Below are 24900 nucleotides of genomic sequence, written 5' to 3'. Positions count from 1 at the left end.
CTCAGGCGGCGAGGGCCGAGCCGGACTTCCACTTGTCGTAGCTGACGTTCCAGTCCGTCCAGCCGTTGCCGGCCTCGAGCCCACGGTTGGTCCCGGTCACGACGACCGGGTCACCGACCTTGGCGATGCCGAACAGCCACTGGGCGTTGGCGGTGCTCATGCCGATGCAGCCGTGGCTGACGTTGGCCTTGCCCTGGGAACCCACCGACCACGGGGCGGCGTGGAGGAACTCGCCCGAGTTGGTCTCGCGCATGGCGAACTGGACGTCGGGGATGTCGTAGTAGTTCGGGTCGCCCGGCTCGATGCCGATCGTGTTGGCGTCCATCCGCAGCTGCTGGAACTTCTCCATGATGACCTTGGTGCCGCTGCGGGACTCGAAGCCCGCCTTGCCGCCCGTGATGGGGATGGTCTTCACGTCGGCGCCGTTGACGTTCACGGTCATCTGGTGGGTCCCGAGGTCGGCCTTGATGATCGTCGCGTCGCCGACCGTGAACGACCCGGAGGTCGAGGTCTGTCCGTAGGTGCCGTTGCCGGCGGGGACGCTGTTGATGTCGACCTTGACGGAAACCTTGGTGCCCGGCTTCCAGTAGTTCGCCGGCCGCCAGTGCGCCTCGCTGCTGGAGACCCAGTTCCACGAGCCTTCCTGCGCGGGCACGGACGTGACCGTCATCTTCTTCTCGAAGGCGGCCTTGTCCTTCACCGGCACGTCGAAACGGACGATGACCGGCATGGCGACGCCGACCGTGCTGCCGTTGGCGACGACCGTCGGGTAGATCTGCTGCTTCTTGGACAGCACCTGCGTCGAGAACGTCGAGTGCGTGGTGGACTCGGTGCCCGCGGTGTTCTTGCCGACCATGCTGAGCGTGTAGGTCGTCCCCGGCTCCAGGAGGCTGGTCGCCGTCCAGGTGGCGCCGTTGGGATCGAGGTTGCCCTCGACGTTGACCTCGCCCTTCTTGGGGTCCTTGTAGGTCAGCGTCACGTCGGTGACGGTCCCGTCCTTGGCGGCGACGGAGACCAGGGTGTCGACCGGCACCTTGGCGTCGGTCGCGACGCTGGACGTGAGGGTCACCGGGGGAATGGCCGGGGTGGTCGTCGTCGAGGTCGACGGGACCGCAGCGGAGGAGGCGGCATCGGTGCCGCCGGCCCCGGGCGCCGCCCCGCCGCCGGGGACGGTGCAGGCGCCAAGGACCAGGCCGACCGTGAGCACACCGGCGAGCAGCCCGAGGCGCTTACCCATCGGACCCTGCTGACGAACCACCTGCACCATCCGTGCCTTCTCCCCCATCTGGCGTGACAGGGCAGATCACGCCCCACCGAACAGTGTCGCCGAAGCCTGCGCCTCCGACCAAATTCCGACATGCTGAATCGTCTGTGAAGTCGCCGACACTTGGTCGGGCGCCAGCGTGGAAGGGGCCGAGGTTGGAGCGCAACTGGGCGGGCAACCACGAGTATGCGGGGGCGCGGCTCGAGCGGCCCGCCTCCCTCGACGAGCTGGCCGAGGTCGTGGGCGTGGCGCCCCGGGTGCGGGCCATCGGGTCCCGTCATTCGTTCACGGACATCGTCGACAGCGACGTGCTCGTCTCGCTCGAGGCCCTGCCGCCGGTGTTCGAGCTCGACGCCGTGACCCGGACCGTCACGATCGGCGGGGGAGCGCGCTACGGCGAAGTCTCCCAGGCACTCCACGACCAGGGTTGGGCACTGGCCAACCTCGCCTCGCTGCCGCACATCTCGGTGGCCGGGGCGGTGGCGACCGGGACGCACGGCTCGGGCGACACCAATGCGTCCCTGGCCACCGCCGTGGCTGGGCTCGCGCTGGTGGACGGGTCCGGAGCGGCGCGAAGCGTCCGCCGCGGCGACCCCGACCACGACGGGACCGTCGTCGGCCTCGGGGCGCTGGGGATCGTCACGACGCTCACCCTCGACGTCGAGCCAGCGTACGACGTGCGCCAGGACGTCTGGACCGACCTGCCCTACGCGGCGGTGGCGGACCACTTCGACGAGATCACGTCGAGCGGGTACTCGGTCAGCCTGTTCACCGACTTCTCCGGCGCCGGGTTCGCGCAGGCGTGGGTGAAGAGCCGCGCGGTGGAGGCGCCGGCGGAGTTCTTCGGGGCACGGGCCGCGACCAAGCAGCTGCACCCCGACATCGGGGTGGTGGCCGAGGGCGTGACCCAGCAGGGCGGCATCGTCGGTCCGTGGCTGGAGCGACTGCCACACTTCCGGCTGGAGTTCACGCCCAGCCACGGCGCCGAGCTCCAGGGCGAGTACCTCGTGCCGCGCGCGCGGGCTCTGGACGCGCTGGACGCCTTCCGCTCGCTGCGGCCGCGGTTCGAGGGTCTGCTCCGGGTGTCCGAGCTGCGCACCGTCGCGGCCGACGACCTGTGGCTGAGCAGCGCATACGGCACCGACGTCGTCGGGTTCCACCTGACCTGGGTCCAGGACGAGGAGGCGGTGTATGCGGTGCTTCCCGACCTCGAGGCGGCGCTGCTGCCCCTCGGGGCCCGCCCGCACTGGGGCAAGTGCTTCGCCGCGACCGCCGCCGACCTAGAACCGCTCTACCCGCGCCTTCGCGACTTCCGGGCGCTGCGCGAGCGCGTCGACCCGGACCGGACGTTCGGCAACGCCTTCCTCGACCGCGTCATCGGCGGCTGACCTGCGGCGTTGTCGGTGACGTAGGGCAGGATTGGCGGGTGGCGACGGGAGCGGCGGGAACCAGCACCGGCAGCACAAAGGGCGCGGCGAAGGGTCCCGAGGTCCCGTCGACGGCCGAGGCCACCGGCATACCGACCGAGGCCCTGCACGAGTGGTCCGACGTCGCGCAGGACGCGCTCGCGGCGCAGTTCAACTACCACGTCCGCGACGCGCCGACCATCAGCGACGCCGACTACGACCGGATGATCCGGCGCCTCAACGACCTGGAGGAGCAGTACCCCACGCTGCGTACCCCGGAGAGCCCGACCCAGCTGGTCGGAGGGGCGACATTCGCGACCGAGTTCCAGGCCGTCGACCACCTCGAGCGGATGCTCAGCCTCGACAACTGCTTCTCGCCCGAGGAGCTGGCCGCCTGGGCCGCGCGGGCGGCCCGCGACGCCAACACGACGGACTACCACTACCTGTGCGAGCTGAAGATCGATGGCCTCGCGGTCAACCTGCTCTACGAGAACGGCCGGCTGACCCGGGCCCTGACCCGCGGCGACGGGCGTACCGGTGAGGACGTCACCAACAACGTCAAGACCATCGAGGGCGTCCCGCACCGACTGAAGGGAACCGGTCACCCGGCCACGGTCGAGATTCGCGGCGAGGTGTTCTTCCCCGTCGACGGCTTCGAGGAGCTCAACGCGTCCCTCGTGGCGGCGGGGCGGGCGCCCTTCGCCAACCCGCGCAACAGCGCCGCCGGGTCGCTGCGGCAGAAGGACCCCCGCGTCTCGGCGTCGCGGCCGCTGCACATGCTGGTCCACGGGATCGGCTACCGCCAGGGCCTCGAGCTGACCCGGCAGTCGCAGGCGTACGACCTCTTCCGCGAGTGGGGCCTGCCGGTGTCGACGCACTACGAGGTCCTGGACTCCATCGACGAGGTCGAGGCCTACGTCGCGCGGTTCGGTGAGGAGCGCCACAGCGTCGAGCACGAGCTCGACGGCGTCGTCGTGAAGGTCGACGAGATCGTGGTCCAGCGCCAGCTCGGGGCCACGTCGCGGGCGCCACGCTGGGCGATCGCCTACAAGTACCCGCCCGAGGAGGTCAACACGACGCTCCTCGACATCCACGTCAACGTCGGCCGCACCGGCCGGGTGACCCCGTTCGGCGTGATGACCCCCGTCGTCGTGGCGGGGTCGACGGTCGAGCGGGCCACCCTGCACAACGCCGACGAGGTCCGCCGCAAGGGCGTGCTCATCGGCGACACCGTGGTGCTGCGCAAAGCCGGCGACGTCATCCCCGAGATCGTCGGGCCGGTCGTCGAGCTGCGTGACGGCACCGAGCGCGCCTTCGAGATGCCGACGGTATGCCCCGCGTGCGGCACCCCGCTGGCCCCCGAGAAGGAGGGCGACAAGGACATCCGCTGTCCCAACGCGCGGAGCTGCCCGGCCCAGCTGCGGGAGCGGATCGCCGGGCTGGCCGGGCGCGGCGCGTTCGACATCGAGGTGCTCGGCTGGGAGGGGGCGGTCGCCCTGCTGAACGCCGGCGTGGTCACCGACGAGGGTGACCTCTTCGCGCTGACCCCGGAGCAGCTGCTCACCGTGCCGCTGTTCACGCGGGCCGCCAAGAAGACCGACCCCGAGGACAAGGTCGTCGACGGCAAGACGTTGTCGGTCAACGGCGTGCGGCTGTTCGACAACTTCGCCAAAGCCCAGCAGCAGCCACTGTGGCGCGTGCTCGTCGCGCTGTCGATCCGGCACGTCGGGCCGACGGCCGCCCGCGCCCTCGCGTCTCAGTTCGCCTCGATGGACGCCATCCGGGCGGCGTCGCGCGAGGAGCTGGCCCAGGCCGAGGGCGTCGGCGGCGTCATCGCCGACGCGGTCATCGAGTGGTTCGCCGTCGACTGGCACGCGGAGATCGTCGACAAGTGGGCGGCGGCCGGGATCCGGATGGCCGACGAGCGGGACGCGTCGGTCGCGCGGACGCTCGAGGGGATGACCGTGGTCGTCACCGGTTCGCTGGAGGGTTTCTCCCGCGACCAGGCGCGCGAGGCGATCCTCGTCCGCGGTGGCAAAGCGGCCGGCTCGGTGTCCAAGAGCACGAGCTACGTCGTGGTCGGCGAGAACGCCGGGTCCAAGGCGGCCAAGGCGGAGGAGCTCGGCGTGCGGGTGCTCGACGAGGCCGGGTTCCGGACCCTGCTGGAGAAGGGCACGGTCGACTAGCCGACTCGGGCGGGTTCACAGGTCCTGTGGGATAGACGTCAGCCGTTGCGCGACGCAGGATGGGGTCAGGGTCGCATCATGCGGCCCCTTTCCACCGCTCGACCGAGGGAAGCAGGCCGGCGCATGACCATCGAGTACGTGCCGCGCCGCGCCCCGACCGCCGGAGCGTCCTGGCGCACCGCTTCCGGGTCGTCGTACGTCCCGGAGCCCCTCCACACCGAGGCGAGCGGGGGTCTGGGCGCCGTCTGCGTCCCAGTGGTGCCGCGACGCATCCAGGTGTCCGTGTTCCGCGTGTGGATCCTCATGGTGGTCTTCATCAACGGCTTTCAGTTCGCCCGGTGGGGCGCTCCCTCGGCGCCGTCGGTCTCTCTCGTGGTCCCCGTGGTCGCGCTCGCGATCGCGCTGATGGTCGCCTACCGCGCAGTGCGCCTGCGCCGGTTCACCGCCCGCGATCATCTCGAGGTCGTGCTGTCGTCCGCGGGGATCCACACCGGCGGCCTCGTGGTGCCGTGGTCACAGGTCGAGGGAGTGGTCCGGTTCGGGTTTGCCTTCGGCCCCGGCCGGGGCGGTCCCGGTCACCGCAGCTTCGTGGCCGTACGGGTCGCCGACTTCGTCGCGGTACGAGGGATGAGCCCGGTCCGGGCCGGCCTGGCCAACCTCACCCGTCGCCATCTCCTCGTGCTCTGCGAGGCCCGTGAGGTCCACGACCCGACGGCCCTGGCGAACGCCCTCGACGAGCTCGTCGCCAACCCGGTCGCCCGTGAGCTGCTGAGCGGGGCCGAGGGCGTGCGGCTGGTGGCAACGGGTCCGTCCTGGCGCGCCAGCCCACGCTGAGGACCGACCGAGCCGGTCGGCTTTCGGTCAGCTCCGACTCTCGTGCGCCCGCCGTCGCAGCAGCGCCGCCTCGGGCTCGTTCCGCGTGAGGTCGGCCGCGACGAGGTATGCCTCGCGCGACTCCTCGGTCCGGCCCAGCAGCCCCAGCAGGTGCGCGCGGACTGCCGGGACCTGCGGGTAGTCCCGCAGCGAGGGAGCGCCCGCCAGCGCCTCGACGATCTCCAGCGCCTCGCCAGGGTCGCCGGCCATCCCCACCGCCACGGCCCGGTTGAGCTCGACCACCGGCGAGGGCGAGACCGTCGCGAGCACTGCGTACAGCGAGGCGATCTGCGGCCAGTCGGTCTCCGCCGCGGTCGGCGCGAGGGCGTGGCAGGCGGCGATCGACGCCTGGAGCAGGTACGGAGTGGGTGGCCCCGGCAACGCCAGGGCCCGGGAGAGGGTCGCGGTGCCGCGGCGGACCAGCAGGGGATCCCAGCGGCGGCGGTCCTGGTCGAGCAGCGGGACCGGTGCGCCCGAGGCGTCGGCGCGGGCGGCCAGCCGTGAGGCCTGGAGCTCGAGCAGGGCGTCGAGCGCCAGGACCTCGCGCTCCGCCGGCAGCAACGCGGCCAACAGGCGGGCCAGGCGGATCGCCTCGTGGCAGAGCTCCGGCCGCGCCCAGTCGGGGCCCGACGTGGCGACGTACCCCTCGTTGAACATCAGGTAGACGACCTCGAGCACCGAACCCAGCCGCTCCGGCATCTCCTCGGCGGGCGGCAGCTCGAACGAGACGCCCTGCGTGGCCAGCGTCCGCTTGGCCCGTGAGATGCGTTGTCCCGCAGTGGCCTCCGGAATCAGGAGCCCACGCGCGACCTCGGTCGTCGTGAGCCCGCCGAGCAGCCGAAGGGTCAGCGCGACCCGCGACTCGGTGGTGAGCACCGGGTGGCACGTGGTGAACACGAGGCGGAGCAGGTCGTCGCCGAGGTGGTCGTCGAGTGCGTCGTCCACGTCGCCCACCTCCTCCACGGAACCGTCGAGCCGGGCGTCGGTCACCGTCCGGCCGACCTCGGCGAGCTTGCGCGCATACGTGCTGCGGCGCCGGACCAGGTCGATGGCCAGGTGCCTCGCGGTGGAGACGAGCCAGCCCGCGGGGTTTGGCGGAACCCCGCGGGACGGCCACTGCTCGAGGGCGGCGACGAAGGCGTCCTGGGCGATCTCCTCGCCGAGCCCGACGTCGCCCAGGACGCGGCTGGCCACGGCGACGACACTGGCGGACTCCATCCGCCACACCGTCTCCGCGGTCCGCCGTGCGTCGGGTTCGGTCACGGGGCGGGCGGGGCCTCGAACACCTGCTGGACGTCGGCCTCGCCCTCCCAGCCGGCCCAGTGCTCCTGGTGGAGCCGGACGAACCGGGTCGCCCACTCGAGGGCCTCGTCGCGGGAGCGGACGTCGTAGACCGCGTAGCTGATGAGCTCCTTGGACTCCGCGAACGGCCCGTCGGTGACGGTGAGGGTGCCGCCCGCGAGGGTGATTCGACCGCCGCCGGCGCCGACCGGCATGAGGCCGGCGACGTCGACGAGGGCGCCGGAGCGGGTCGCCTCCATGCCGAGGGCGGCGATGGCCTCCATGAGGGACGCCGGGGGTGGGGTGTCGGGCTGCTGGCTGACCTTGAGGGTGCTGACGAAACGCATCGTGGTGCTCCTTGTCGGGGTCCCCGCGAAGTATCGGAGCGAAGCGGAGAACTTCGTGGGGTGACCCTTGTGGTGTCGATGGAGTATGCGGGTGGGTCGGGTTCACCGGCGGGCGTAAGTGGCCCGGCTGTAGGTGTCTACGCCGAGCAGGCTCAGCCAGGTCAGCGCCGTGATGATGCCGGTCGTGAACGCCGCGACGCCAGCCCCCGAGCCGGACGCGATCGTGCCGAACCCCCCGAGCAGGGCGACCGCGGCGACGACCGAGAAGGCGCTCCGGCCCCGGCGGTGCTCCGCCGCATACCGGACGGCCATGACCACCATCGCCGCGGCGAGCGCGAGGAAGCCGACGCCGGAGGTCATGAGGTGGAGCATCCCGTGCAGTGTGGGGGTCGTCGGCGTGGCCATCCCCACGGGGTAGCCCCCGGCCGGGTCGGCCGGGAAGACGCCCGCGAGCAGCACGCCGAGGCCGAAGACCGCCACGAGGACGGGCACGGAGCGGCCACCGCGACCGCCGACCAGGGTCCGGCGCAGGGCCACGGAGAAGGCGAGCGACATCAGGCCGGTCGCGACGAGGTTGGCGGTCTGGATCCAGCCCCAGTCGCCGATCGCCAGCTGGCTCCAGGCGTGCCGGCCGAGGTCGAAGCCGTCGCGGGTCAGAACCTGGGCGAGCGAGACGCCGACGTAGACCGGGCCGGCGATGACGCCGTAGCCGGCCAGCGACCGGGTGACGCGCGTGCTGGGGTCGGCGCAGGCGCGCTCCTTGGCGGCGACTCGGGCGGCGGCGGAGAGGGTTCGCGGGTCGAGGTAGGTAGTGGTCATGACGGCTGCTCCTTCGGGTGGGGGGCGGCCGCCGTGCGGGCGGCCTCATCCCTTCCTCGAACGACACCGCCCGGTTTCGACAGGCCGGCCCGACCTTTCGCGGCCCGGCGTCAGTCCAGCCGTCCGACGAGCGCGCGCAGCGCGGCCTCCACGGTGTTGTCGTCGGCGTCGCCCCCGAGGCGCAACGCCTCGACGAGGATCCGCGTGGCCAGCTGGAAGGCCAGCTCGGAGGACTCGACAGGGTGGTAGGCGCCGCGGTCGACCAGGAGGGTCCCGGCGGACCACAGCAGGTCGATCCCGGTGCCGACGACCGCGCCGGCGAACTCGCTCGGCAGTCCGGGGACGAGGTCGCGGCCGAGCTCGCCGGGACAGGTCGCGGTCTCGGGGTCCTCCGCGGGCCGGTCCGCGAGGAGGACCTGGACCGTGCTCCGGCCGTCCTCGGTCGCGCGCAGCTGCCCACCGATGAGGGCGCGCTGGGGCAACCCGCCCACCGCGCGGTAGACCTCGACGGCGCCACGGGCACCGGACAGCCCCGCGCCCAACGGTCGGCGCGACCGGGCCGGCAGCGACGCGGACGCCGTGTCGGTCGGCTCGTAGCGGGCCTCCGGGACGTCCCGCAGGAACGCGATCCGGACGTGCTCCTCGTCGACGATCATCGCGGTCCGAGCCCCCAGTGGTTGCGCCAGTGGTTGTTGAACATCTCAGGGTGCTGGTCAATGACATCCGGATGGTAGTTCGCGAACCTCGGGTGCTGCTGCCCGGCCGTGTCGTGGGCGGTCGGGTAGTCGGCGCCGTCGTTCATCAGCCGCGCCTCGGTCAGCTCGTGGCGCAGGAAGTTCAGCTCCGACTCGTGCAGCGGCCGACCCTCGGCGGCCGCCCGGCGGATCCGGGCGAGCATCGCGTCGTTGGCGGGGGAGGGGTCGAGCTGAGCGAGATGGTCTTCGGCGGTCCGGGCCGCTCGGCGCAGCTCGGCCGGTGAGGCGGAGACGAGGTTCCGCACCGCGTCCGGGCTCCACGAGTCCACCGGGTTTCGGCCGCCGGCCCCACGTCCGCCGCCCCCGCCGCCGGGAGGTCCGTCCCCGCCGCGCCGCAGCAGGCTCCTGATCTTCTCCATGGCCTCGCCCAGCTTCTTGACGAGGTTGCGCAGCTTGCCGAGGGCCTCCACGACGGCCTTGACGGTCTTGCCGATCCGTCCGGCCAGCGCCGCCACTCGCGCGGAGACGTCGGCGATGACCTTGGGGATCAGGGTGCCGAGGCTGACGACGGCCTGGAGGATCGCGGACGACAGCGACCCGATGATCTGGGCCAGGGTGTCGCGGACCAGCTCGTGGACGACCTGGACGATGGTCGAGGCGACCTGCAGCCCGCCGGCGACGGCCGACGCGGCCTGCTTCATCCCGCCGACGTAGCCGGCGAGGTGCGCCGCATACTCGCGGTATGCGGCGGCCGCCTCGCCCTTGATCCCCTCCAGCTCCGCGGTGACCCGCTTGGTGAGGAAGGTCGCCTCCTGCTCCATCTGACCGGCGACGTTGACCCAGGTCTGGGCGAAGCCGGCGACGGCGCCCGCGTCGCCGGTGAGGTCGTTGAGCCACCCCTTGAGCGGTTCGAGGTGGTCGATGAGCCAACCGGCGCCCCAGGCGATGAGCGTGCCGAGAGGGTCCAGCGCCGCGACCACGGTGTCCATCGCGGTGGCGAAGCCGGCGAGGGCCGCACCGACCCAGTCCTTGTTCTCGATGGCCTGTGCCGTGGACGTGACGGACTCGAGCAGCCCGGTCCCCGAGAGCGCGGTGGCGGGATCGGCCGGCCCGGCGACGAGCGGGTTGGCCGTCACGTCGGCGTGCGGCTGAGCCGCGTCTGCGCTTTGGTGTAGCGCCGGCCCGTGGTGGTCTCGTTCTCGTCGTAGTTGCCGGCCATCGCCCGCAGCCGGCGCGCGGTGGACTTCGCCTCGTCGGCCACTGCCAGGATCGCGTCACGCGTCTGGACCTGCGAGGTGGAGATGAACGGCGGGAGGAACTGGCAGAGGACGCCGAACGCCCGGTGCTGAGCGTCGTGTCGGCGGCCGTCACGGCCTGGTCGACCCCCTGGCCGACGGTGTCGAGGGTCTTGGCGTGCTGCCGCAGCGCCGCCGGAGAGGTCTCGTAGATCGGGTTGCTCATCCGATCCTCCCGTCGGGGTACCGGCCGCGTGGGTCCTCCGGGGTGGGGTCGACGCGGACGCCGAGGCGAGCGCTGAGGTCGTCGACCATGACCCGGGTGACCTCGGCATCCTCCCCGAACCGCGTCGCCGCGGAGCGCGCCACGGCGTCGCCGACTGCCTGGTACGCCGCCTTGAGTGCGTCCATCACACCGGCGGACAGGGCGGCGGCTCCCGCGTCGCACCCGGCCTGGGTTACCCGTACGGACTGGACCACGCCGCTGTGGTCGACCACCACCCGGATGTTCCCGCGCAGTGCCGTCCCCTCCGCGGTGAGCGCGTCGACCTCGCGCGCCCACTCCTGCATCTGCTCGGCGTGACGCGTCGCCTGGGCGATCTGCTCGTCGATCCGGGCGGTCACCGCCGCGACGTCCGCCCGAGATCGCCGTCTCCGCCGGGGTCCCCGTACCACGACCTGCCCGGCAGTCTGGCAGGCCGCGCGCCGTCCCGGCCTGAGCCCGCATACCCAGAATGACGCCCTCAGGAAGCCGCCTTACAGTGGAGGCTCGATCCAGGAGGCGCCGGTGATCGAGTGGGTACCCCGCTCCCGCGGCGATGACGGCTGGCGCGAGGTCGTGGCCGGGTCGTACCGGGGCCACGCGGTCCTGGAGCACCATTCCGGAGATGCGGTCGTCCGGGTACCGGTCGTCGTTCAGGACTGGGTCCGGATCGCGATGCGGCGGGCCGCCCAGCGGCTCGTCCGCCTGGCCCGCATGGCGTTCTTCCTGCTCCTGTTCATGGGGTTCGCCGTGCGGGCGCTGGCCCAGGGTCCGGCTCGCTCCTGGCCCGTGTGGATCGGGATCGCCGTCCTGCTGGTGGTCGCCGCCTACCGTCTCGTCCGGCTGCGCCGGTGGCACGCCGGCCCGCGCGCGGACCTGCTGCTGTCCCGAGAGGGCGTGGCCGTCGACGACGTGTTCGTGCCCTGGTACCAGGTCGAGCGCGTCGTCCGGTTCCACTTCACGGCGCCGTTCGACCGACGGGGCAACCGGAACTTCGTGGCCCTGCAGATCCGCGACTTCGTGGCGGTTCGAGGCCTGTCCCCGTTCGAGGCCGGCCTTGCGAACCTGACCCGACGCCGGCTGGTCGTGCTCGGTGAGGCCACCGAGCTCAGCAACCCGGAGGAGCTCGCCGCGGCGCTGGACCGCCTCGTCACCGACCCCGAGTCCCGCGCCCTGCTGGGAACCGCCGAGGGCGTTCGCCTCCTCGACGAGGGACCGGCGAGGGTGCTCCCGCGGTCCCCATAGACTGACGCACCATGTCCCTCACCCGCGACGACGTCGTGCACCTCGCGTCGATGGCCCGGATCGACCTCAGCGAGGCAGAGCTGGACCGGATGCTCGGAGAGCTGACGGTCATCCTCGACTCGGTGGCCGTGGTCCAGCAGGCGCCGACCGACGGCGTCGAGCCGATGTCGCACCCGTTGCCCTTGACCAACGTGACCCGGCCGGACGAGGTCCGGCCGAGCCTGACCGCCCGCGAGGTGCTCGCGGGCGCGCCGGCCGAGGAGCAGCAACGGTTCTCCGTGCCCCGCATCCTCGACGCGGACAGCTGACCGACCACCTCGGTATGCGTCGCGCCGGCCGCAGGGCCACGGCCGCGCGCATACCTCCGGACCTCATGAGGGTTGAGAACACGTGACCACCGACCTGACCCGGCTCGGCGCCGGCGAGATGGCGAGCCTGCTGGCCGCCAAGGAGGTCAGCTCCGTCGAGCTGACCCGAGCCCACCTCGACCGGACCGCCGAGGTCGACGGCGCCGTTCACTCGTACCTGCACGTCGACGCGGAGGGGGCCCTGCGCACGGCCGCGGACGTCGACCAGCGGCGCATCGCGGGGGAGAGCCTGCACCTGCTCGCCGGCGTGCCGATCGCCGTCAAGGACGTCATGGCGACCCGGGGACTGCCGACGACCTGCGGCAGCAAGATCCTCGAGGGCTGGGTGCCGCCGTACGACGCGACCCTGGTCAGCCGCCTGCGCACCGCGGCCCTGCCGATCCTCGGCAAGACCAACATGGACGAGTTCGCCATGGGCTCGTCGACCGAGCACTCCGCCTGGGGACCGAGCCACAACCCGTGGGACCTGGCGCGGATCCCCGGCGGGTCCGGCGGCGGGTCGTCGAGCGCCGTGGCGTCGTTCCAGGCGCCGCTCGCGATCGGTACCGATACCGGCGGCTCGATCCGCCAGCCGGCCGCTGTCACGGGGACGGTGGGGGTCAAGCCGACCTACGGCGGGGTCTCCCGCTACGGCCTCGTGGCCCTGGCCTCCAGCCTCGACCAGGCCGGACCGTGTACCCGTTCGGTGCTGGACGCCGCACTGCTGCACGCCCTGATCGGCGGCCACGACCCGATGGACTCCACGTCGATCGACGCGCCGGTGCCGCCGGTGGTCGAGGCGGCGCAGCGGGCGTCGGTCGAGGGCATGACCGTGGGAGTCGTTCGCCAGCTGGGCGGCGACGGGTACCAGGCGGGGGTGCGTGCGCGGTTCGACGAGTCGGTCCAGCTGCTCGTCGACCTCGGCGCCACGGTCGTCGAGGTCGACTGCCCGAGCTTCGACTACGCGCTCGCGGCCTACTACCTCATCCTCCCGAGCGAGGCGTCGAGCAACCTGGCCAAGTTCGACGCGATGCGCTACGGGTTGCGGGTGCTGCCCGACGGCGACCCCAGCGCCGAGCAGGTCATGGCCGCCACGCGCGACGCCGGGTTCGGGCCGGAGGTCAAGCGACGGATCATCCTCGGCACCTACGCCCTGTCCTCCGGCTACTACGACGCCTACTACGGCCAGGCCCAGAAGGTCCGGCGGCTGATCGCCGACGACTTCGCCCGCGCCTTCGAGGTCGCCGACGTGCTCGTCTCGCCGACCGCGCCGACCACGGCGTTCCCCATCGGCGAGAAGCTCGACGACCCGCTCGCCATGTACCTCAACGATGTCGCCACCATCCCGGCCAACCTCGCCGGCGTGCCCGGGATGTCGATCCCCACAGGCCTCGCCCCCGAGGACGGCCTGCCGACCGGCATCCAGTTCCTCGCCCCGGCGACCCAGGACGACCGTCTGTATGCCGCCGGCGCGGCCCTCGAGGCCGCCCTGCTCGACCGCTGGGGTGGACCACTGCTCGACCGCGCGCCCGACCTTCCGAAGGGAGCCTCCCGATGACCACCACCGAGGCCCGCGAGGCCCTGCTCCCCTACGAGGACGCCATCGCCGCATACGACCCGGTCCTCGGGCTCGAGGTCCACGTCGAGCTCAACACCGCGACCAAGATGTTCTGCGGGTGCGCCACGGGGTTCGGCGCCGAGCCCAACACGCAGGTATGCCCGGTGTGCCTCGGCCTGCCCGGTGCGCTGCCAGTGGTCAACGAGGTGGCCGTCGAGTCGGCGATCCGGATCGGGCTGGCCCTCAACTGCACCATCGCGCCGTGGTGCCGGTTCGCGCGCAAGAACTACTTCTACCCGGACATGCCGAAGAACTTCCAGACGTCGCAGTACGACGAGCCGATCGCGTTCAACGGCCGGCTCGACGTCGAGCTCGAGGACGGGTCGGTCTACCGGGTGGAGATCGAGCGCGCGCACATGGAGGAGGACACCGGCAAGACGCTGCACCTGGGCGGCGCGACCGGCCGCATCCACGGCGCCGACCACTCGCTGGTCGACTACAACCGGGCCGGGATCCCGCTCATCGAGATCGTCACCAAACCGATGACCGGCGTGGGCGAGCGCGCGCCGGAGATCGCGCGGGCCTACGTCGGTGCCCTGCGTGACCTGCTGCGCGCCCTCGAGGTCTCGGACGTGCGGATGGAACAGGGGTCACTGCGCTGCGACGCCAACGTGTCGCTGCGGCCGCGCCTGGACGACGAGCAGGAGTCGGTGCCGCTGGGCACCCGGACCGAGACCAAGAACGTCAACTCGTTGCGGTCGGTCGAGCGGGCGGTGCGCTACGAGATCACGCGCCAGGCGGCGATCCTGCGGGGCGGTGGCCGGATCGTCCAGGAGACCAGGCACTGGCACGAGGACACCGGCGTGACGACGTCCGGGCGTGAGAAGAGCGACGCCATGGACTACCGGTACTTCCCCGAGCCCGACCTGGTGCCGGTCGCCCCGTCGTCGGAGCTGGTGGCGGCCCTGCGGCAGACGCTGCCCGAGCCTCCGGGGGAGCGGCGCAAGCGGCTCCAGACTGCTTGGGGCTACACGGATCTCGAGATGCGCGACGTCGCCAACGCCGGTGCGGTCGAGATCGTCGAGGAGACTATCGCGGCCGGTGCGACGCCCGCCGGAGCGCGCAAGTGGTGGAGTGGAGAGGTGGCCCGGCGGGCCAGTGCCTCGGGCGTCGATGTCGGCGAGTATGCGACGTCGGCCGGCCTCACCCCGGCGCTCGTTGCCGAGCTGGACGGGCTGGTGACCTCCGGGCGGCTGAACGACTCGATGGCTCGCCAGGTCCTCGACGGGGTGCTGGCCGGGGACGGTTCGCCGACCGCCGTCGCCGACGCGCTCGGCCTGGAGATGGTGTCGGACGACTCGGCGCTGGAGGCGGCCGTCGACGCGGCGATCGCGGCCAACCCGGACGTCGCGGAGAAGGTGCGCGGCGGCAAGGTCCAGGCGGCCGGCGCCCTGATCGGTCAGGTCATGAAGCAGATGAAGGGCCAGGCCGACGCCGCCAAGGTGCGCGAGATCGTCCTGGCCAAGCTCACCCCCTGACCGCCTGCGGGTGCCGGCCTGGTGGCCGTCGCGGGTGGGATGGCGTCACGCACCGGGCGTGTGCGGTCATGTCGCACGTCATGTCGCACGTCATGTCGCACGTCATGTCGCACGTCATGTCGCACGTCATGTCGCTCAGGAGGTCGTGATCACGACCCCGGCTGCGACATGACCCGCGACAGGACCCCCGACAGGACCCGCAGCGTCAGGGTGCGGCCGGTGCTGTCATGACGACACCAGACGCACCCTGACGCGCAACTCTGACTGATCCAACCGGCCACCGCCGCCACGAAGGTTCGGGAGATCGTCCTCGCCAGGCTCACTCCCTGACCGCGCTTCCCGCTTCAGACCGGACGCACTACGCAGTTTCGAAGCGTCCCGGCGCGCGAAGCTCAGCCCTGCGCCGTGGTGGAAGCCGGGCGCTGCGCGGCTAGCGCTTCCCGCCGCCGAGGAGTCCACCGAGGACGCCGCCGAGCAGGTCGCCCAGACCGCCCTGGCCCGCGGGCGTTCCTGGTTGCGTCTGAGCGCCACCAGCCCCACCGAGCACCTGGCCGAGGATGTCGCCGATCCCGCCGCCCTGGCTGCCCGCGGCGCCGCCGGCCGCACCACCCCCGAGGACCGACCCGAGTACGTCACCGAGCCCCCCGGAACCACCCGTGCCACCCAGCATGCCGCCGAGACCGCCCATCGGGTCGTCGGTCGCCGGCGCGCTCGTCGAACCGGCGGCGCCCTGGAGCTTCTTCGCGAGGTAGGCCATGACGATCGGCGCGATGATCGGCAGCAGCTTCTGGATCAGGCTGGACCCCTCGCCGGGTGTGGCCCCGCCGAGCCGCGCCATCACGTCGGGGGTCTGCTCCCCGAAGACGTTCTGGACGATCCGCTGGCCGTCCTGCGTGTCGATCTGGTCGAGCCCCGAACCGAGCACCGACGGGTCATGCGACTCGACGGCGCTGGTCAACGACGCGGCTCCCGCCGGGTCGGCGGCGTTGGCCTGCATGCCGCCGAGCAGCGCCGGGATCGCCGTACGGGTGGCCGCCTCGGCCTCGCTCTGGTCGACGCCGAGAGCGGCCGCCACCTGGTCCATCGGCACCTGGCTGAGGATCTCGTCGATCTCCGACATCTGGCCCACCCCTTCGTCGCCCGTACGAGGCCGTCGTCGGCTCGTCCCGTCAGCGTAGGACGGGCTCAGCCGGTCAGTGACTGCGGGAGCCGGACGACTCGGTCGTCGCCGTCGCGTACCTGTCCGCGGGAGGTGTTGTTCGTGATGATCCAGACGTTGCCGTCCGGACCGACGAACACGTCCCGCAGCCGCCCGTACTCCCCGTCCAGCAGCTTCTCCGGCTCTCCGGTCGAGCCGTCGGAGCCGACCGGGACCTTCCATAGCGCCTGCCCGCGCAGAGCCGCCATGAGCACCGCGCCGTCCGGTCCGATGCCGATGCCGCTGGGCGACGCCTCGTCCGTGTGCCACTGCCGCACCGGGTCGATGAACCCGCTCTGCCCCGCCATCCCCTCGACCGTCGGCCACCCGTAGTTCGAGCCCGGCGTGATGACGTTCAGCTCGTCCCACGTGTCCTGCCCGAACTCGCTCGCCCACATCTGGCCGCCCGCGCTCCACGCGATCCCCTGGACGTTCCGGTGACCCCAGGACCACACCCGCGACCCCGGGAACGGGTTGCCGGGCGCCGCCTCGCCGGACGTCGTGACGCGCAGGATCTTGCCGCCGAGACTGTCCCGGTTCTGCGAGTTGCCGGTCCGTCCGGTCTCACCGGTCGTGACGTAGAGGAACCGGTCCGGGCCGAACTTCAGCCGGCCGCCGTTGTGGATGTTGCCCTTGGGGATACCTGTAATGATCGGCGTCTGCGCTCCGAAGCGACCGCCGCCCATGGCGATGGTCACCACCCGGTTGTCCGAACCGGCGGTGACGTACGCGTACAGCACCGGTGTGCTCGCGTAGGTTGCCGTGTCGACGGCCAGCCCGAGCAGTCCGCCCTCGCCGCCGGCGTCGACCCCCTGGACGGTGCCGACCGTCTCGACCGCGCCGCCCCCGGCCGGGATCCGCTTGACCAGCGCAGTGTCCCGTTCGCTGACGAGGACCGACCCGTCCGGGAGCACCGCGCCGCTCCACGGCACCCGCAGCCCGGTCGCCGCGTCGACCGGTGCCGAGAGCGCAGCCCGGGCACCAGTGGACGCCGACGTCCCCGACGTCGCCGACGTCGCCGACGTCGTGGAGCCGGTCGCGCTGGACGACCCCGCCGCCGAGGTGCCGCTCGTCGCGGTGCCGGCCGCCGAGTCGGCCCCCGAGCCGGAACCGGACCCAGAACCGCTGCCGGACGTGCAGCCCGCGAGGGCCAGGGCCCCCAGGGCACCGACGCCGAGCACGGCGCGGCGCGAGAGCGACGTGGCGTGGGGCTGGGGGTTGGCGCCAGGCATACCGGCTCAACGCAAGAGCGGCCCGGTAGGTTCGCCACATGGCTCTCGTGACGATGCCGGACGCGTCCTGGGTGGCGGACACCGGCGAGATCCCGGGCCTCGAGATGGTCACGTGGGACATCCACGAACCCCATCCGCGGGCCGACGAGGTCGCCGTCGTCGTGCCGCCGTACCTCGACCCGCACCAGCGCCTCGACCTGCTCGGGACGCTACCGAGGCTCGAGCTGGTCCAGCTCCTGACCGCCGGGTACGACAACGTGACGCCCCACCTGCCGCGCGGGGTGACGTTGTGCAGCGGCGGCGGCATCCACGACGCGTCGACCGCCGAGCTCGCACTCACGCTGATCCTGGCCTCGATCCGCGGGGTTCCCGACTTCGTCCGCGCCCAGGACCGGCACCACTGGCTACCCACCCGGATCTGGCCGGCGCTGGCCGACCGGCGGGTGCTCGTCGTGGGGTACGGCAAGGTCGGTCGAGCGATCGCCGCGCGGCTGCTGTCGTTCGAGACCACCGTCACCGCGGTCGCCCGCCGCGCCCGCACCGGCGACGAGCTGGTCGAGGCGGTGCACGGCATCGACGAGCTGCCGGCGCTGCTGCCGGAGCAGGACGTCGTCGTCGTCATCACCCCGCTCACCGACGCGACGGCCGGCCTGGTCGACGCGGGGTTCCTCGCGGCCATGAAGGACGGCGCCCTCCTGGTCAACGTGGCCCGCGGCAAGGTCGCCGACACCGACGCGCTGCTCGCCGAGGCGGCCAGCGGCCGCCTGCGGGTCGCGGTCGACGTCACCGATCCCGAGCCCCTGCCGGCGGACCACCCGCTCTGGTCGACTCCGAACGTCCTCGTGTCGCCGCACGTCGGTGGCGCCAGCACGGCCTTCCGGCCACGCGCCCTGGCCCTCGTGCGACGCCAGCTCGCGGCCTACGCCGAGGGCCGTGCGCTCGAGAGCGTCGTCTCACCCTGACGGCTCGGTCAGCCGGTCCACTCGCCGGTCGTCCAGGCGCGCTCGAGGACCCCGAGGTACGGCGCGAGGTCCAGACCCTGTGACGCCAGCCAGCCGTCGTCGGCGTAGGTACCGACGTACCGCTCGCGCGGGTCGCACATGAGCGTGACGATGCTCCCGGGCTGCCCCGCGGCCCGCATCTCGCACGCGATCCGCAGTGACCCGTAGAGGTTCGTGCCGGTCGACCCGCCGGCCCGGATCCCGGTCCGGTCCTGGAGGTACCGCATCGCCGCGATCGACGCCGCGTCGGGGATCCCGATCATCCGGTCCACGACGGTGGGCAGGAAGCTCGGCTCGACGCGAGGACGGCCGATCCCCTCGATCCGGGACCCGCGCGCGCCCTCGGTCGAGCGTTCCTGGAACGCCATGAGGAACGCGGAGTTCTCCGGGTCGACGACCGCCACCTTGGTCGACAGGGCCCGGTAGCGCACGAACCGGCCGATGGTCGCGCTCGTCCCGCCGGTCCCGGCACCGACGACGACCCAGGTCGGGACCGGATGCCGTTCGTGGCCCATCTGTTCGAAGATCGACTCGGCGATGTTGTTGTTGCCGCGCCAGTCGGTCGCCCGTTCGGCGTGGGTGAACTGGTCGAGGTAGTGGCCGGACGTCGCGTTGGCGATGGACCGCGCCGTGTCGTAGACGGCGGAGGGGTCGTCGACGAGATGGCAGGTCCCGCCCTCGCGCTCGATGAGCGCGACCTTCTCCAGGCTGGTCGTCCGCGCCATGACGGCGACGAACGGTAGCCCGAGCATCCGTGCGAAGTACGCCTCGGACACCGCCGTCGACCCGCTGGACGCCTCGGTGACCGTCGTCCCCGGCCCGATCTCGCCGTTGCAGATCGCGTACAGGAACAGTGACCGGGCGAGCCGGTGCTTGAGGCTTCCCGTCGGATGGGTCGACTCGTCCTTGAGGTAGAGGTCGACGTCCCAGCCGTCGGGCAGCTCGACGTGCACCAGGTGGGTGTCGGCGCTCCGGTTGGCGTCAGCGGTGATCCGGCGGACCGCCTCGTCGACCCAGGCGCGGTCGACCGGTCGCGGTGCGGACACGTCGACAACGGTCCGGGCTCCGGTGCGGGGCGCGTCGTCCACGGTGCGAGCGTAGGACCGCCGACGCCCCCGAGTCCGCATCCTCCGGTCGCTCATTTCTCGGTGGTGCGGCCGGGGCGCTCGGAGGATGCTCTCCCCATGAGCCGAGTCAGCGACGACCGCACGCTGGTCCTGCTGCGCCACGCCAAGGCCGAACAGGTTCCGGGCAAGCCCGACCACGACCGCGAGCTGACCGACCGCGGGGCCCGGGACGCTGCGGCAGCCGGCACGTGGCTGCGCGACGAGGGGATCGTCGCGGAGCTCGTCATCTGCTCGACCTCCCGGCGCACCCGTCAGACCTGGGAGTTCGCGGCCCGTGGCGGCGCGCATACCGAGTTCGTCGAGTACCGGCGGTCGGTCTACCAGAGCGGCACATCGGGCATCCTCGAGACGATCCGAGAGGATGCGGGGGAGGTGCGCACCGTCGTGCTCGTCGGCCACGCGCCGACCATCCCGGACCTCGCCAGCGGCCTCACCGACGGGCAGGGATCGCACGACGCTCACGTCGCCATGGGGGAGGGCTACCCGACCTGCGGGCTCGCCGTTCTCCGGTACGCCGGTGACTGGCCGGACCTCTCGGCCGGCGACTGCGACCTCGAGCGGTTCCACGTCTGCCGCGGGTAGCCCAGCGCGAGCGACGCGATTCGGGCGTGTTACTCCTCTTTCTGGTGGGGTCCGTGCATCTAGACTCCGGAACGCAACGGATCACGATCCTGACGGCCTCAAGAATCGGGGAAGTCCATGGCCGATACCGCTCCTGCCCCCACCCGTTCGACCGCTCCTGCTCCGGACACGACCCGCAAGGCGCTCGCCGAGGGGGTCGGCACGTTCATCCTCGTCTTCTTCGCTGTCGGCGCCGCGGTGTTCGGCATTCAGACCATCGGCAAGCTCGGCGTAGCCGTCGCGTTCGGCTTCGTGCTGCTCGCCCTCGCCTATGCCATCGGGCCGGTCTCGGGGTGTCACGTCAACCCGGCGGTGACGCTCGGTTTGTTGATGCGCAAGGGAATCACCATGCGCGAGGCGGTGACCTACTGGGTCGCGCAGGTCATCGGCGGCATCGTCGCGGCCGCCCTGCTGAAGCTCATGGTGTCCGGCTTCGGCGGCGCGACGGACGAGACCGGCGCCCTCGGCACCAACGAGTACGGCAAGACCGTCAGCCTCGGCGGCGCGATGGTCATCGAGGTCGTCATGACCTTCCTGCTGGTCCTGGTCGTGCTCCTCGTGACCAGCCGGGCCGCTGCGCCGGGCTTCGCCGGCCTCGCGATCGGCCTGGTGCTGACGGTGATCCACCTCGTCGGCATCCCGCTCGACGGCACCTCGGTGAACCCCGCCCGCTCCATCGGCCCCGCGCTGTTCAACGGCGGCACGCCGTTGACCCAGCTCTGGGTGTTCATCGTCTTCCCCCTGGTCGGCGGAGCGATCGCCGCCCTTGTCGCGCCGCTCTTCGAGACCGCGGTCCCCGTGAGCGATGTCGACCCGACCGGCGCGACGGTGCCCGAGGTCTGACGCCGTACGCTCGGGGCCATGACGGTCCCGACCTCGACGACACCCGATCTGAAGCCCCGCAGCCGCGATGTCACAGACGGCCTCGAGAAGGCCGCCGCGCGAGGGATGCTCCGGGCCGTCGGCATGGGCGACGACGACTTCGCCAAGCCGCAGATCGGGGTCGCCAGCTCGTGGAACGAGATCACCCCGTGCAACCTGTCGCTGGAGCGGCTGGCCGGCGCGGTCAAGGACGGGGTGTTCTCGGCGGGCGGCTACCCGTTGGAGTTCGGCACCATCTCGGTGTCCGACGGCATCTCGATGGGCCACGAGGGGATGCACTTCTCCCTCGTCTCGCGGGAGGTCATCGCTGACTCGGTCGAGACGGTGATGATGGCCGAGCGGCTCGACGGGTCGGTCCTGCTCGCCGGCTGTGACAAGTCGCTGCCGGGGATGCTGATGGCCGCCGCGCGGCTCGACCTCGCGTCGGTGTTCCTGTATGCGGGATCGATCCTCCCGGGCATCGCCAAGCTCTCGGACGGCTCGGAGAAGACGGTCACGATCATCGACGCCTTCGAGGCCGTCGGCGCCTGCGCGGCGGGCAAGATGTCGCGCGCCGACGTCGACGCCATCGAGCGGGCCATCTGTCCCGGCGAGGGGGCCTGCGGCGGCATGTACACCGCCAACACGATGGCGTCGGTGGCCGAGGCGATGGGGATGTCGATGCCGGGCTCCGCGGCGCCCCCGGCGACCGACCGGCGGCGGGACGGGTTCGCCCGCAAGTCCGGCGAGGCAGTCGTCGAGATGCTGCGACGCGGGATCACCGCCCGCCAGATCATGACCAAGGAGGCGTTCGAGAACGCCATCGCCGTCGTCATGGCCTTCGGCGGCTCGACCAACGCCGTGCTCCACCTGCTGGCCATCGCCCACGAGGCCGACGTCGACCTGACCATCGACGACTTCCGGAAGATCGGCAGCCGGGTGCCGCACCTCGCCGACGTCAAGCCGTTCGGCGCATACGTCATGACCGACATCGACCGCGTCGGCGGGGTGCCCGTGGTGATGAAGGCACTGCTCGACGCGGGCCTGCTCCACGGCGACTGCCTGACGGTGACCGGCAAGACCGTCGCCGAGAACCTCGCCGGGATCAACCCGCCCGACCCGGACGGCAAGGTGCTCCGCGCGCTGAATGAGCCGATCCACAAGACCGGCGGGATCACCATCCTCACCGGGTCGCTCGCCCCCGAAGGGGCCGTAGTCAAGTCGGCCGGGTTCGACTCCGACGTCTTCACCGGCACGGCTCGGGTGTTCGACGGCGAGCGGGCCGCGATGGACGCTGTCGAGAACGGCTCGCTGAAGGCGGGCGACGTCCTCGTGATCCGCTACGAGGGCCCCAAGGGCGGCCCGGGCATGCGCGAGATGCTCGCCGTCACCGGGGCGATCAAGGGCGCCGGCCTCGGCAAGGACGTGCTGCTGCTGACCGACGGCCGGTTCTCGGGAGGGACGACGGGGCTGTGTGTCGGCCACGTGGCGCCGGAGGCGGTGGACGGCGGGCCGATCGCGTTCGTGCGCGACGGCGACACCATCGTCCTCGACGTCGCCCGGGGCACCCTCGACCTCGACGTCTCGCCGGAGGAGCTGGCGACGCGCGCGGAGGGGTTCGCGCCGCCGGAGTCGAAGTACCCGCGCGGCGTCCTCGGTAAGTACCGCAGGCTCGTCGGCAGCGCCAGCAAGGGCGCCGTCTGCGACTGACCGCCTGACGCCGCCCCCCACTTCTCGACGGACCAGGGGCGGGCGGCCTGCGGGCTTGCGGGCGTCGTCAGTGGCTGGGTCAGAGCGCGACGGCGCGGTGGACCCAGGTCGAGGTGACTCGCATACCGACCCGTTCGTAGAGTCCGAGCGCGCCGGTCCGCGAGTCGGTGGACAGCTCGGAGCGTGACGCGCCGTGCTCCCGCGCCACCGCGAAGCAGTCGACGAGCAGGGCCCGCGCGAGGCCCAGCCCGCGCCGGTCGCGGCGCACCGCGAGGGTCGGGACGTACCCGTACTCCCCGCTGACGAAGACGTACCCCACGCCCACGACCTCGCCGTCCGGATCGCTCGCCAGGCGCAGGTGCCAGGGCTCGAAACCCGGCCGCCGGACGACCCGGGCCGCCCAGTCGTCGTACGCCACCGGCTGGCGGTCCGGCCACTCGTTGAAGGCGTCCTCGACGATCCGGTATGCGGCGTGCTCCTCGCCCGGGCGGAAGGGCCGGACCGCATATCCCTCCGGCAGCGGCTGACTCTCGATCTGCTCGCCGTCGCCCAGCTGGAGCACCCAGGACGTCCAGGCGACGTGGTAGCCCAGCCGCTCGAGCAGGTGGTCACCGTCGCTGGCCACAGGGACCGGCATCCCGACCATGGACCCGCCCTGCCGCTTCGCCTCGGCCTGGGTCCAGCCCGCCAGCCACATCCCGATCCCCCGTGCCCGGTGGGTCGACGCGACCACGGCGTCGGCGTACCGGCCGTTCGCGACGTGGGCGTAGCCGACGAGGCGGCCGGCGTCCTCGACACCGACGGCGTGGGTGGCGAGATCGAAGCTTGGTCGCTGCCAGTCGCCGACGACGTCCTCGAGGTCGACCGAGGGCTCACCGGCGTCGAGGGTCTGCGAGTCGACCAGGAGGTCGAAGACGGCGCGCGCGTCGTCGGGGCGCAGCGTTCGGGTAGTGACGCCGGCGGGCAGCTCCATAGGGCCACAGCGTCGCGGCGAACCAGCGGCCGCGCATCCGGTTTAGGGGGACCTACGGTGGCGTAACCTCGGGACCATGACGACGACCTGGTCCGAGACCGATCTGCTGCGCGAGCTGAACCAGGTCGTCGAGAAGGAGCTGAACCGGCACCTCCAGGTCGCCAAGGAGTGGTTCCCGCACGACTACATCCCGTGGAGCGACGGGCGGAACTTCGACGGGATCATGGGTGGCGACCCGTGGACCCCTGAGGACTCGCCGATGAGCGAGGTCGCCCGCAACGCGCTCCTCGTCAACCTCCTCACCGAGGACAACCTGCCCAGCTACCACCACGAGATCGCGACGATCTTCGGGCGCGACGACGCGTGGGGCTCCTGGGTCCACCGCTGGACCGCTGAGGAGGGCCGCCACGGGATCGCCATGCGCGACTACCTCGTGGTGAAGCGCTCGGTCGACCCGGTTGAGCTCGAGCGGTTCCGGATGACCCACATGTCTCAGGGTTACTCCGCGGACCACGGCGACTCGATGATGCACTCGCTCGCCTACGTCTCGTTCCAGGAGCTCGCTACCCGGGTCAGCCACCGCAACACTGGCAAGTACACCGACGACCCGATGGCGGAGAGGCTGCTCGCCCGGATCGCGGCTGACGAGAACCTCCACATGGTCTTCTACCGGAACCTCATGCAGGCCGCGATCGAGCTCGCGCCCGACCAGGCGGTGCAGGCGATCCTCGAGGTGGTCACCGGGTTCAGGATGCCCGGCTCCGACATCCCCGGGTTCCAGCGCAAGGCGGTCGAGATGGCCGTCGCCGGCATCTACGACCTGCGCTCGCACCGCGACGAGGTCGTCATGCCGGTGCTGCGCTACTGGAAGATCTTCGAGCTCGAAGGCCTGTCGCAGGAGGGGGAGGCGGCGCGCACGGAGTTGTCCAACTTCATGGATGGCCTCGACAAGCAGGCGGCCCGGTTCGAGGACAAGCGAGACACCCTGAAGTCGCGCATGAACATCAGCTGAGGCGTCCATCCCGCGGGACGGACAGCCGGATGCTGAGACGGGGGTGTCCGCCGGTTGACACGACACGCTGCCCGGGAGCACGGTGGGGGCGTGGCCCGAGTCCTCGTAC

Annotated in this window: 24 protein-coding genes; 12 read left to right on the top strand and 12 right to left on the bottom strand. The window is 71.9% G+C overall.

Annotated elements, in window-relative coordinates; all coding sequences use genetic code 11:
* Nucleotide 1: 1 nt before the first annotated feature.
* Nucleotides 2-1267, bottom strand: a complete 1266-nt coding sequence (locus VIG79_RS11925) for a L,D-transpeptidase (protein WP_331885848.1) — start codon at nt 1265-1267, stop codon at nt 2-4.
* Between the two features lie 152 nt (nt 1268-1419).
* Between VIG79_RS11925 and VIG79_RS11920 the strand changes: the two genes are divergently transcribed.
* The 3 genes from VIG79_RS11920 to VIG79_RS11910 all read left to right on the top strand — a co-directional run bounded on the left by VIG79_RS11920 (nt 1420) and on the right by VIG79_RS11910 (nt 5690).
* Nucleotides 1420-2652 carry a D-arabinono-1,4-lactone oxidase gene (locus VIG79_RS11920; protein ID WP_331885846.1) on the top strand — a complete coding sequence of 411 codons (1233 nt, stop codon included), beginning with the start codon at nt 1420-1422 and terminating at the stop codon, nt 2650-2652.
* A gap of 38 nt (nt 2653-2690) precedes the next feature.
* Entirely contained in the window at nt 2691-4856 is a 2166-nt protein-coding gene (gene ligA, locus VIG79_RS11915; protein ID WP_414672623.1) for an NAD-dependent DNA ligase LigA, read from the top strand.
* A 123-nt stretch (nt 4857-4979) separates the two neighbouring features.
* The gene (locus VIG79_RS11910; protein ID WP_331885844.1) at nt 4980-5690 is read left to right on the top strand and encodes a hypothetical protein; all 711 of its coding nucleotides are present in this window, start codon (nt 4980-4982) and stop codon (nt 5688-5690) included.
* Nucleotides 5691-5717: 27 nt separating this feature from the next.
* On the opposite strand, the gene VIG79_RS11905 is transcribed toward VIG79_RS11910, so the two are convergent.
* The 7 genes from VIG79_RS11905 to VIG79_RS11875 all read right to left on the bottom strand — a co-directional run bounded on the left by VIG79_RS11905 (nt 5718) and on the right by VIG79_RS11875 (nt 10730).
* Nucleotides 5718-6992 carry an RNA polymerase sigma factor gene (locus VIG79_RS11905; RefSeq protein WP_331885842.1) on the bottom strand — a complete coding sequence of 425 codons (1275 nt, stop codon included), beginning with the start codon at nt 6990-6992 and terminating at the stop codon, nt 5718-5720.
* Complete coding sequence (locus VIG79_RS11900) at nt 6989-7357, bottom strand: YciI family protein (RefSeq protein ID WP_331885840.1); 369 nt, start codon at nt 7355-7357, stop codon at nt 6989-6991. The genes VIG79_RS11905 and VIG79_RS11900 overlap by 4 nt, the downstream gene beginning before the upstream one ends.
* Nucleotides 7358-7459: 102 nt before the next feature.
* Nucleotides 7460-8176 carry a DUF998 domain-containing protein gene (locus VIG79_RS11895; RefSeq protein WP_331885838.1) on the bottom strand — a complete coding sequence of 239 codons (717 nt, stop codon included), beginning with the start codon at nt 8174-8176 and terminating at the stop codon, nt 7460-7462.
* 110 nt (nt 8177-8286) lie between these two features.
* The gene (locus tag VIG79_RS11890; RefSeq protein ID WP_331885836.1) at nt 8287-8832 is read right to left on the bottom strand and encodes a hypothetical protein; all 546 of its coding nucleotides are present in this window, start codon (nt 8830-8832) and stop codon (nt 8287-8289) included.
* Nucleotides 8829-10007 (bottom strand): hypothetical protein, encoded by a 1179-nt coding sequence (locus VIG79_RS11885; protein ID WP_331885834.1) that lies wholly within the window; start codon nt 10005-10007, stop codon nt 8829-8831. Before VIG79_RS11885 ends, VIG79_RS11890 begins: the two co-directional genes overlap by 4 nt.
* Nucleotides 10004-10132, bottom strand: coding sequence for a hypothetical protein (locus VIG79_RS11880; RefSeq protein WP_331885832.1), 129 nt, complete (start codon nt 10130-10132; stop codon nt 10004-10006). The genes VIG79_RS11885 and VIG79_RS11880 overlap by 4 nt, the downstream gene beginning before the upstream one ends.
* Before the next feature lie 196 nt (nt 10133-10328).
* Nucleotides 10329-10730, bottom strand: coding sequence for a YbaB/EbfC family nucleoid-associated protein (locus tag VIG79_RS11875; RefSeq protein WP_331885830.1), 402 nt, complete (start codon nt 10728-10730; stop codon nt 10329-10331).
* A gap of 163 nt (nt 10731-10893) precedes the next feature.
* On the opposite strand from VIG79_RS11875, the gene VIG79_RS11870 reads away from it, so the two are divergent.
* The 4 genes from VIG79_RS11870 to gatB all read left to right on the top strand — a co-directional run bounded on the left by VIG79_RS11870 (nt 10894) and on the right by gatB (nt 15056).
* Nucleotides 10894-11613 (top strand): hypothetical protein, encoded by a 720-nt coding sequence (locus VIG79_RS11870; protein ID WP_331885828.1) that lies wholly within the window; start codon nt 10894-10896, stop codon nt 11611-11613.
* 11 nt (nt 11614-11624) lie between these two features.
* Nucleotides 11625-11921: an Asp-tRNA(Asn)/Glu-tRNA(Gln) amidotransferase subunit GatC gene (gatC, locus tag VIG79_RS11865; RefSeq protein ID WP_331885826.1), complete on the top strand. Its 297-nt coding sequence runs from the start codon at nt 11625-11627 to the stop codon at nt 11919-11921.
* 118 nt (nt 11922-12039) lie between these two features.
* Nucleotides 12040-13518, top strand: a complete 1479-nt coding sequence (gene gatA, locus VIG79_RS11860; RefSeq protein WP_331885919.1) for an Asp-tRNA(Asn)/Glu-tRNA(Gln) amidotransferase subunit GatA — start codon at nt 12040-12042, stop codon at nt 13516-13518.
* Nucleotides 13515-15056, top strand: a complete 1542-nt coding sequence (gatB, locus tag VIG79_RS11855) for an Asp-tRNA(Asn)/Glu-tRNA(Gln) amidotransferase subunit GatB (RefSeq protein WP_331885824.1) — start codon at nt 13515-13517, stop codon at nt 15054-15056. The genes gatA and gatB overlap by 4 nt, the downstream gene beginning before the upstream one ends.
* A gap of 430 nt (nt 15057-15486) precedes the next feature.
* Here the strand turns inward: gatB and VIG79_RS11850 are convergent, their stop codons facing one another.
* The gene (locus VIG79_RS11850) at nt 15487-16176 is read right to left on the bottom strand and encodes a DUF937 domain-containing protein (protein ID WP_331885822.1); all 690 of its coding nucleotides are present in this window, start codon (nt 16174-16176) and stop codon (nt 15487-15489) included.
* Between the two features lie 65 nt (nt 16177-16241).
* Nucleotides 16242-17486, bottom strand: coding sequence for a PQQ-dependent sugar dehydrogenase (locus VIG79_RS11845; RefSeq protein WP_331885820.1), 1245 nt, complete (start codon nt 17484-17486; stop codon nt 16242-16244).
* Between the two features lie 38 nt (nt 17487-17524).
* Here VIG79_RS11845 and VIG79_RS11840 point away from each other — a divergent pair, with 38 nt between their 5' ends.
* On the top strand, nt 17525-18448 hold the full coding sequence (locus tag VIG79_RS11840) for a 2-hydroxyacid dehydrogenase (protein WP_331885818.1): 924 nt from the start codon (nt 17525-17527) through the stop codon (nt 18446-18448).
* Between the two features lie 8 nt (nt 18449-18456).
* On the opposite strand, the gene VIG79_RS11835 is transcribed toward VIG79_RS11840, so the two are convergent.
* Nucleotides 18457-19575 (bottom strand): PLP-dependent cysteine synthase family protein, encoded by a 1119-nt coding sequence (locus VIG79_RS11835; RefSeq protein ID WP_414672622.1) that lies wholly within the window; start codon nt 19573-19575, stop codon nt 18457-18459.
* A gap of 96 nt (nt 19576-19671) precedes the next feature.
* Here VIG79_RS11835 and VIG79_RS11830 point away from each other — a divergent pair, with 96 nt between their 5' ends.
* The 3 genes from VIG79_RS11830 to ilvD all read left to right on the top strand — a co-directional run bounded on the left by VIG79_RS11830 (nt 19672) and on the right by ilvD (nt 22806).
* Nucleotides 19672-20196, top strand: coding sequence for a SixA phosphatase family protein (locus VIG79_RS11830; RefSeq protein WP_331885815.1), 525 nt, complete (start codon nt 19672-19674; stop codon nt 20194-20196).
* Nucleotides 20197-20313: 117 nt separating this feature from the next.
* Nucleotides 20314-21078, top strand: coding sequence for an aquaporin (locus tag VIG79_RS11825; RefSeq protein ID WP_331885813.1), 765 nt, complete (start codon nt 20314-20316; stop codon nt 21076-21078).
* A gap of 18 nt (nt 21079-21096) precedes the next feature.
* The gene (gene ilvD / locus VIG79_RS11820; protein ID WP_331885811.1) at nt 21097-22806 is read left to right on the top strand and encodes a dihydroxy-acid dehydratase; all 1710 of its coding nucleotides are present in this window, start codon (nt 21097-21099) and stop codon (nt 22804-22806) included.
* 79 nt (nt 22807-22885) lie between these two features.
* Here ilvD and VIG79_RS11815 read toward each other — a convergent pair whose 3' ends face one another.
* Nucleotides 22886-23779, bottom strand: coding sequence for a GNAT family N-acetyltransferase (locus tag VIG79_RS11815; RefSeq protein WP_331885809.1), 894 nt, complete (start codon nt 23777-23779; stop codon nt 22886-22888).
* Nucleotides 23780-23855: 76 nt separating this feature from the next.
* Between VIG79_RS11815 and VIG79_RS11810 the strand changes: the two genes are divergently transcribed.
* Nucleotides 23856-24791 carry an acyl-ACP desaturase gene (locus VIG79_RS11810; protein ID WP_331885807.1) on the top strand — a complete coding sequence of 312 codons (936 nt, stop codon included), beginning with the start codon at nt 23856-23858 and terminating at the stop codon, nt 24789-24791.
* Nucleotides 24792-24900 lie beyond the last annotated feature (109 nt).

Origin of the sequence: Lapillicoccus sp. (genome assembly GCF_036559105.1) — a bacterium.
Taxonomy (GTDB): Bacteria; Actinomycetota; Actinomycetes; order Actinomycetales; family Dermatophilaceae; genus Lapillicoccus.
The sequence above is the reverse complement of the archived record's forward strand: the minus strand, read 5'-3'. Positions and strand labels throughout refer to the sequence as shown.